This is a genomic window from Mycobacterium sp. (assembly GCF_025965855.1).
Classification (GTDB): Bacteria; Actinomycetota; Actinomycetes; order Mycobacteriales; family Mycobacteriaceae; genus Mycobacterium.
Genome location: NZ_JAOPWB010000326.1, coordinates 1 through 3,596 on the forward strand (window position 1 = coordinate 1; position 3,596 = coordinate 3,596).

A 3,596-nucleotide genomic window follows, 5' to 3' on the forward strand; every position below is an offset into this window, starting at 1 on the left:
GGTAGGAATCGGCCCCATTGCTCGAAGGCCAGTGCGACCCGATGGCCAGGGATCGGCGTTCGTAGGCGCCGGCAACGAGCCTGAACAACAGCTGGGTTCCGGTGTCATCGAGCGGTGCGAAGCGGAGTTCGTCGAGGATGATCAGATCGACCCGCAGCAGGAATTCGACGATCTTGCCGACGGTGTTGTCGGCCAGCCCGCGGTAGAGCGTTTCCACCAGGTCGGCGGCGGTGAAGTAGCGGACCTTGTGCCCGGCATGGATCGCCGCGGTCCCGAGTCCGATCAGGGTGTGGGACTTACCGGTGCCGGCAGTGAAGGCGACAGACTGCAACAGTTGCGTGCGGTCTTGCCGTGTGAGGTGGGACACGAACGATCACCACCACGACCCTGGCGCCGGACTCGATATCACCAACCAATTAACTGCGCGATGACTTCCTCACGCTGCCGCCCTCTCCCGGCTGTCCATCCCCGAGCGCGCAATCGTGCGTAGGCAGGCTCCAAGTAGTCGCATCTGCTGATACCCCAGGCATCTGGTCGATGATCTCGACGTCACGCAGCGGAGCTTAGGTCCGTGCGCTCCCGCTTACATCACCTCAGTGCTGGTGGTCGCCGGGGTTCCCGCCTTGCCAGTGATCGCGATCGCCGGGGTTCCCGCCCTGCCAGTGTTGGTCGCCTTGCCAGCGTCCGTCGTAGGGGCCATTGTGCCAGTGGCCTCCGGCGCGGTCATCACCGTCGTAAAAGTGGTCGTCGTGGCAGCGACCCCCGTCCCAGTTGCCGCCCCACCCTGGATCCCACCACTGGCCGGGGCACCAGTGATAAGTAGGCGGCGGAGCTATGGGCTGGGCCTCGGCGACTGCCGCCGCCCCCAGACCTGCGAGTCCCAAACCGCCGGTCAATACCAGCGATGATGTTGCGCCTGCGAGATCTGACAGGCCAGGATTATCCGGTCAGGAAGACCAGCCGGAACTTACCGATCTGCACTTCATCGTTATTTGCTAGCACCGCTGAGTCCACCGGCTGACGGTTGACGTAGGTGCCGTTGAGGCTGCCGACGTCGGCGACGGCCCAGCTGCCGTCCTTGTCGAGGCGAAACTCGACGTGGCGGCGGCTCACCGTGACGTCGTCGAGAAGAATGTCGCTGTCGGGATGGCGCCCCGCCGAGGTCACTGGCTGATCGAGCAAGAATCGAGAACCAGCGTTCGGGCCACGCTTAACAACCAGCAGCGCCGATCCGCTCGGCAACCCGTCGGTGGTTTCCGCCTCGGTGGTAGCGGTCGGACCGTTATCCAGCTCGTCGAGAAAGTGGGCGCCAAAATCCGTAGTGGTTTCCCCCGCTGCTTCATTGAGGTTTCGGTCGTCGTCCCCACTGTTCACGGGTTGTCTCCACCGCCCGCCACTCTGGCCCGCTTTGCATGGCGCCAGCCCACTTGACGACTCCTTTTACCTGAACCTCGGGCACGATCAGATAACCGCTACCTAGTAAATGTACCCAAGTTCCGGCCGCCGTATGCCTGCCCGACGAGGGCTGATCGCTTCCCCCGCAACTGAATACAACGCTTAGGTATTCCCACATCCCCGGGATCGCTGGGAAACCGCGTTAAAGCGGTCAGCGCATGAGGCACGAACGCCTCCGACCCACCACACCCCTCCGTTGACCCATGAGCCCCGCGACCAGGGCCACGCCGATAGCCGCGACGACGACCTGCACCAGCAGTTCGAGCCAGTCGATGCCCCCGGTAGCGGTGGGTATGCCGAGCGCACGGGCGATCGCCGTGCCGATGAACGCGGAGACGATGCCGACCAGGATCGTCAGCAGCACCCCGATGGGCTGCTTACCTGGCACAAGCTAGTCGGCCAATGACCCCGACAACGATGCCGATGAGAATTGCGCTGAAAATGCCGGTGATGGTCATTTCTCCTCCAACCGATCGACGGCTGGGGCTGAAATACCCTGGCTGCGCCAGGATTAAAGCTCGCGTCAACCAGGGCGTGAGGCACGAAAGATTCGTGTCTGTCTCAATAGAAGCTGTTTGCGGCACAGGCACTTTAGGCGTCTGGCATTGGCGCACTTGAGCGTTCATCAGGTGGTCGAGGGTTGGTCAGTATTGGGTTACATCGGGCACAGATACGTCACGGAAGCGTCCACGATGGTGCGCCGTTGGGCCATGTCCAGGTTCGACGGTAGCGCGTTCATGGCCCGCTCTTTGGTGCCGCCACTGGCCAGCAGATTGCAAACGTCATGGCCGACCGTGACCGTCGCTTGGTCGTCGGATACGGGGATGCCGTCGTTGCGCAGCTCGCGCAGGTATGCCTGCTCGTCGGAGTTGAACGTCGGTGCGAGTGGCAGCACCGCGATCAGCGCGGCGCAGACGGTGGTGGTGATCATTTACTTTCCCTCCGGTTTGCTAGAGGGCAGGGTGTGACGCGAAGATAACAGCACCGTGCAAAGAGGTAAACGTCCTGGTCGGACGCTTGATTGTACGCCGTTGGGCCGGACGCAATCGCAGATTTTCTCGTGGTGAAACCTGCCCTTAGCAGATTCGTTCGCACTGAAGCGGGGAATGCTTCCGGGATGAAAAACATCGCACGTGTCGCGGCATCACGGCCGTAATGACCGCCGGTTTAGGGCTCGGGGGTTTGGGGGCGCCTGCAGTCGCCGAGGCCCAGCCCGCGCCGTTCCCGAGTTATCACTGGTACCCCGGACAGTGGTGGGATCCGGGCTGGGGTAGCAACTGGGACGGGGCCGTTGCCACGACGACCACTGGTACGACGGTGAAGCCCGCGACCAGGGCCACTGGCACAATGGCCCCTTGGACCAAAACTGGCACTGAGGTGATGTAAGCGGGATCCGGTGACCTGTCAATCTTTCGGCTGCTTTTAGCGCCCCACGCTCTCGTGCCCGCCGTGTCAGCTGAACGCAGGTACGTAGGTGTCGCAATGCTTCGATTGTGACGACTACCTGACGGGGGATGATGTGTCGGTCATCTTGGGTGTGCGAATCTCCCTAACCGTCCAGCACCTGGGCAAAGGGTAAACCGCACCCTCTTACGGATTGACCGCGCCGGTCGATCCGCCAAGCGGCTCAGTCGGGAACGAGGTGGTCGGTGTCGACGAACACCAGATTGCCGGTGTCAACTGAACCGCCCACCGGCGGGCCGGGGCGATGTGGCAGCCACCGAGATCAACGGCTTGGCCCGCCAATTTACCGAAATCCTCCACGATCACCCCCGGACTCTCAGCGTCGGTGCCCGGATAGACGCGCACGTTCACCGCTAGGCCCGCGCCAGTTTGGCCCGTGCTGCCCCGGACACGTCTGATCACTGTCTACCCCCAAAACCGTTTTGTGCTTGTCGTCCGGTGCGAGTACATCACCGTTGCTAGACGGGCGGAACACAAATTACGCATCTTTCGGAATCCGATACCGGGAGAACCTATCCTCGTCGCCGCCCAAAAACTCCGAAGGTAATAGCGGCGTGAGCCGAACATCCTTCATCAGCGCGTCGACCACCGCCTGTGAATGGCCGTGAGAAAGTCCCCATCTGTGGCCAGTAGGAAGTACCCACTGGTGGCCATGTAGAAGTCCCCACTCCTTTGCG

Annotated in this window: 3 protein-coding genes and 2 pseudogenes; all 5 read right to left on the reverse strand. The window is 62.3% G+C overall.

The window, feature by feature from the left end:
* Positions 1-310 (reverse strand): annotated as a pseudogene (locus JWP83_RS28215) (ATP-binding protein); the annotation flags it as partial.
* A gap of 283 nt (positions 311-593) precedes the next feature.
* Positions 594-902 carry a hypothetical protein gene (locus tag JWP83_RS28220; protein ID WP_297738209.1) on the reverse strand — a complete coding sequence of 103 codons (309 nt, stop codon included), beginning with the start codon at positions 900-902 and terminating at the stop codon, positions 594-596.
* 37 nt (positions 903-939) lie between these two features.
* The gene (locus tag JWP83_RS28225) at positions 940-1,374 is read right to left on the reverse strand and encodes an FHA domain-containing protein (protein ID WP_297738205.1); all 435 of its coding nucleotides are present in this window, start codon (positions 1,372-1,374) and stop codon (positions 940-942) included.
* A 232-nt stretch (positions 1,375-1,606) separates the two neighbouring features.
* Positions 1,607-1,913, reverse strand: a pseudogene (locus JWP83_RS28230) (GlsB/YeaQ/YmgE family stress response membrane protein).
* 197 nt (positions 1,914-2,110) lie between these two features.
* Positions 2,111-2,386, reverse strand: a complete 276-nt coding sequence (locus JWP83_RS28235; protein WP_297738207.1) for a DUF732 domain-containing protein — start codon at positions 2,384-2,386, stop codon at positions 2,111-2,113.
* Positions 2,387-3,596 lie beyond the last annotated feature (1,210 nt).

Bases quoted from the DNA above. Each gene is read 5' to 3' on its own strand.
- JWP83_RS28235 (WP_297738207.1), bottom strand. From the start codon at position 2,386: ATGATCACCACCACCGTCTGCGCCGCGCTGATCGCGGTGCTGCCACTC.